1 protein-coding gene is annotated in these 5,209 nt (G+C 74.4%); it reads right to left on the reverse strand.

Translation table 11 applies throughout. The features are described 5' to 3' along the window. Positions 1–5,209, reverse strand: a 5,209-nt coding sequence (locus tag AB0G02_RS27670; protein WP_360799249.1) for a hypothetical protein, incomplete at both ends; no start/stop codon positions are given.

Genomic DNA, 5,209 nt, shown 5'->3' on the forward strand with positions numbered 1-5,209 from the left:
CGACGAGGTCCTTGGTGAACCAACCGCGCCGGGTGAGGTGCAGGGACACCCCCGGTCCCAGCAGCTCCTCCATGTTCAGCCGCAGCGCGGACGGGGACAGCTTCGTGGTCAGCGAGCGCAGGTTGTCGAGCTGCTCGGCGGTGTCGGCGGCGTTCACCGCGGTCTTGAGCGGGTGCACGCCCTCCTGGTTCCAGGTGGGCAGGAAGCGCTCGAACCCGGGCAGCTCGCGCAGGGCGGTCTCCACCTGCCGCTGCACCTCGGCGGCCGGCGCGAACGCGCCGACGTCGGCCCTCCCGACGGCCGTGCCCTCGGTGACGTGGGGCAGCTCGAAGCGGGTGTTCCCGGTGCCGGGCTCGGTGAGGCCGGCCGGGGTGCCCGGAGGCACCGGCAGCCCCAGCCTGGCCGCCTCGGGCAGGCTCAGCCGCAGGTACGAGGTGACCGGCACCACGACGTCGGGGCCGGTGGGTGCGCTCACCAGGACGTCGGTGACGACCTTGAAGAGGCCGACGTCCCCGTCGATCTCGACGCCCGTGCGCCGCGTGATCGCGTTCCCCGCGGACGACCCCTCGGTCTCGCGCGACGAGTAGCCGACCGTGACACCCGCGCCGAGCAGCACCGGGTCGGGCATGCCGATCCCGCCGCCCGCCGACGCCCGCAGGTCGAACCCGGTCGCGATGGACGCGCTGGTGCCCGCGTTGTCCACGGCCTGGGGGCGCGAGCGCAGGCGGCCCTCCTCGTCGGCGCCGATGAACCGGGCCTCCTTGAGCACCGCCCTCATCCGCACCGCGCCCGCCCGCCCGCCGTGCCGGCTGGTCAGGTCGGGGGAGGTGACCCAGCCGCCGAGCATCGGGACGAGGTGGTCGCGGATGCCGGTCGGGGACAGGAAGTCGCGCAGCCGCGTGCGGCCGTCGGCGCCCGGACGGGTGATCGACGGGTGGAGCCTCGCCGCCACGTCGGTGAACGCCCGCTCGGTGTCGACGTCGGTGACGGCCTCGGGGAAGACCCGCTCCAGCTTCAGGCCCCAGTCCGGGTCGGTCGGGGCGACGGGTCCGGTTCCGGGGTGGGGCTCGCTCCCGGCGAAGGTGCTCAGGTCGTGCGGCACCTGGAGGGTGACGTCCACGTCCGGGCCCGCCACCACGTCCTGACCGAGCACGCCGCCGATCTCGTCCAGCAGCGTGACGGTGTACCGCACGGGCAGCCGGACCTCGTCCGAGTCGCCGGAGCGCAGCATGGTCTGGTCCGTGATGGCGGTGCCGGCTGCGGTGTAGGTGTGCGGGTGCGCCCGCGGGACCCGACCGATCAGCATCCCGTACGCGCCGACGCCCTGGCTCGCCATGGCCGCGATCGTGAAGTCGCCCGCCGAGCCGCCGTCGGTGACCGTTCCCGCCTGCACCGTGCTGGTCATCCGCGCGTCGGGCATGACCAGGTCCAGCGGGGTGGTCGTCGCGACCCCGTCGAGCGGTCGCTGCTCCAGCGTCGCCTTGACGTGCGCGTCGAACCACCGCTCCCCCACCCGCACCTGGAAGGTGCGGCCCGGGCCGAGCAACGACTCGAACTCCGAGTGCAGGGCTCGCTCCACCTGGTCCACGCCTTCCGGCGGCACGCCGGCGCGCACGGGCAGCAGGCCGACCAGGGCCGCGGTGACCCGCTCCGCGCTCCCGAGCCGGGTGACGGCGACCGGCCCCAGTGCCTGGCTGCTCCGGAAGTACTCCGGCAGGGCGCGTGGGGACGGCGGCGCGTCGGGGGTCTCCGGCTCGCCGGGTGCGGAGGCCTCGGGACCGGGCCCCGGGTCCGGCGCGAGGTCGGGGCGGTCGTCGAGCGGCGGGGCGTCGCCCTCGTCCACCCCGTCCGGCTCGATCGGGGGGTGATCGCGGGTCGTCGCCGGTGCGACGGGGACTTCCAGCGCCGTCCTGGTGTTCTCGATGCCCCACAGGTGCCGCGGTTTGAGGGCCCTGGTCCCGCCCTTCACGCGGGCGGACATCAGACCGCCGTCCTCGAACACGGCGACGGCGTCCGGTTCGACCCGGAACATCCGCGCGTGTTCGCCCTCCCCCCGGTACTGGTCCCTCTCCCCGAAGTTGTGGAGGAGCTCGTGGGCCACCGACTCGCCCTTGATCCTCACCGGCCAGCGGTGCTGGCTCGGCCTGCCGCCGCGGGTGACCCACACGCGGGAGTGCGCGTCGCGGTGCCGGGTGACGAACTCGACGGTGACGTGGAACTGCTCGCCGCCGGGCAGTCGGTACCCCCGGTTGAGGAGCTTCTCCACACCGTCGCGGACCCTGTTCTGCATGGCCAGCAGCTCTTCCGGGGTGGCGTTGACCTTCCCGGGTTCGTTCGCGTCCCTGGCGTCCAGGAACAGCTTGACGGTGAAGTCGCGCACCCGGACGCCGTCGACATCGAAGACGCGCGTGTCGTAGGCGATGGGGATGTGGCCGCGGCGCAGCACCACCGCGTCCGGGCCCAGCTGCGCGTCGGCCATCACGGAGTACGCCGATCCGCGCACGATCCCGGAGACCGGCACGGCGGCCCTCGCGGCGCGGATCTTCCACGAGGGCACCGGGTCGCGCGGGGCGAACCACGGCGCGCTGGGGTCGGTGCGGTACTTCCAGCTCCGGTCGTCCAGCACCTCCCGCTCGGCGGCGGTGCTGGTCGGTCTGGTGGCCGGATCGCCCAGGAGGGGGTCGGGGACCGGGTCGTGGTGCGGCCGGGTGCGCTTGAGGGCCCAGTCCACGAACACGTCCGCGCCGTCCGCGCGACCGCCTTCCACGACCCGGACGTCGAGTTCGGTGAGCCCGGCCAGGACGTCCTTCACCCGGTGCGCGTCCACACCGGAGACCTCCACCGCCGGTGGGAGGTAACCCTGCTCCCGCCGCGTGTGCGCGACGTGGCCGAGGTCCGCGGCCAGCACCTCCACGTCGTCCAGTTGCGCCTCCGTCAAGCCGGTGGCGCCGGGCTGGACGGCGTAGGACCGCTCGGGGGCGATGCGACGGGGCGTGCCGTCCACCTCGAACAGCGAGGACGGCTCCGCAGCGACGCCGAGGTCCAGGGCGATCCCGAGGGCCAGCGACACCGCGCCCCGGTAGTAGCCGGGGACCTCGGCGTTGCGCGCCAGGTCGATCGCCACGAGCGTGGTGAGGTCCGCCAGCGCAGTGGCGGGGATGGCGTCCGGTCGGGCGGTGGTGTGGGCGACGACCTCCCGCGCCTGCTTGAACGCCTTCGCGCGCACCTCCCCGGGCACGTCCTCCAGGACGCCGAGCGATCCGCGGACCCGGTCGGCCAGGGACTCCGGTGTCCACGGTGGGGACGCCTCCACGCCGGGGGTCGACTCCCCGCCGGGCTCCGCCCGCGTGCCGGCCCGCTCGACCGGTGTCCCGGCGTCGTCCAGCCGGGGTGCGACGCCCAGGTCCGCCACGACCTGTCGCACCAACGACCGGACGGCGCCGGGCTCCCGGTGGAGCAGGGCGACGGCGATCACGTCCACCAGGTCGTCGCGCAGCCCTCCTTCCACCGGGACCGCGGCCCCCTGGGCGAGGAGCCAACGCGCCCGCGAGCGAATGTGCGCCACGACCTCGTCCGGGTAGTCCGTCAACCGGTCGCCCGCCTCGACCGCCCCGGCGCGCACGACTCCCGGCGTCCACGGTGCGTCGTCGACTCCGGGGCGGCCGTCCTCCCACTCGGCGGCCGGCGACGCTTCGAGCGCCCCGGGATCTCGCGGAGGCGCTCCCGGCACGCCCATCACATCGGGCTCGACGTGCGAGTAACGGTGCTCGACCTCCGGGGCCGGCGGGTAAGGGCTCTCCAGCGCCCTCATGGCGTCGTAGATCCGCCACGCGTAGCGGGGGACGAACAGCCTGCTCCGGCCGAACCAGGGGTTGTGCATGAGGGCGTAGTCGTTCGCGACCCCGCTGCGTTCCTTGTTCCGCAGGAGGACCCGCCCGGTCGCTTCTTCTTCGGCGTACTCGTCGGCCAGGCCCAGGCTGTGCCCCACCTCGTGCGCGTACACGAAGTACGGGGCGTCCTCGGGCCAGGAGTACTGGCTCGCCCGCTCCCACGGGGGGATGATCCAGACCGTGGCGTGCGCCTCGGCGGGGGTGTCGACGAACTCGACCGTGAGGTGGAACTGCTCGCCGCCGGGCAGTCGGTACCCCTGGTTGAACACCCCGTCCACCCCTTGCAGGGTGCGCTCCCGCACGGTCGCGACCGCCTCCGGCGTCGTCTCCGGGCTCGGGGTGTGGAGGAACAACCGCACCGTGAGGTCGCGCACCGCCTTGCCGCCGACCTCGAACGCGCGGACGTCGTAGTGGATGCCCCCGGCGATCAGGGACAGGGAGACCTCCTCCGGGGTGACCCTGGAAGAGCAGCACGGGGCGGTGTGCTCGCCCCGCACCCATCCGGTGACCGGCACCCGGGCCCTGGCGGCGCGGAGGTCCGCCAACGGGACGGGGTGGTCCGGTTCGAACCACTCCGCGGTCGGCGCGGTCTCGTGGCGCCACCTCTCGTCGGCGTGCACCGAGCGCCGCAGCGGCAGGGCGTAGTCGTCCGCCGCGTCGTCGGTCTCCCGCTCCCTCACCGGCGGCTGCTCCACCGACGCCGCCTTCGGTTCTCCCGCACGCCTCAAGTCCCACCGCACGTGCACGTCGACGCCGTCGCGCTCGTCCTCGACCTCCACCTCGAAGGGGACGTCGGCGGGCAGGAGTCCCCGGACCTGCTCCACCTCGGTCGGGGAGCCGGCCACCAGGACGCGGGGCGGCAGGTAGCCCCGCGCGACCTGCTTCCGGGTGGCCGAGCCCAGGTCTTCCGACCAGGCGCGCGCCGAGGCCAACTGCTCCTCCGTGAGCGAGTCGGCGTCCGCCGGGCGGTTGAGCGCCAGTTCCGGACCGCGGTAGGCGCCGGCGGCGGTCGGGTCGACCAGCGGCGCGAGTCCCCCCGCCACGCCCAGGTCCCGGGCGATCAGGTGGGCCAGCAGCGCGTTCTTCCGGAAGCCGGGGTCGTCCCGCATGCCGTCGGCGACGACGGTGATGAAGTCCGTCAGCACCTCGGGTGCGATCCGCGCGCCGGGCGCGATCACCGAGGTGACGACCGCCTCGGCCTGCCGGAGCAACGCGTCCCGCACCGGGTCCGGCAACGTCGGCTCGGCCGTCCGCTCGCCGGCTTCGAGCCGCAGCAGCTCCGGCGTCCACGGCACCGACCCCGCGTGGGGATCGGGCAC

The organism is Actinosynnema sp. NPDC023658 (assembly GCF_040639995.1).
Taxonomy (GTDB): domain Bacteria; phylum Actinomycetota; class Actinomycetes; order Mycobacteriales; family Pseudonocardiaceae; genus Actinosynnema.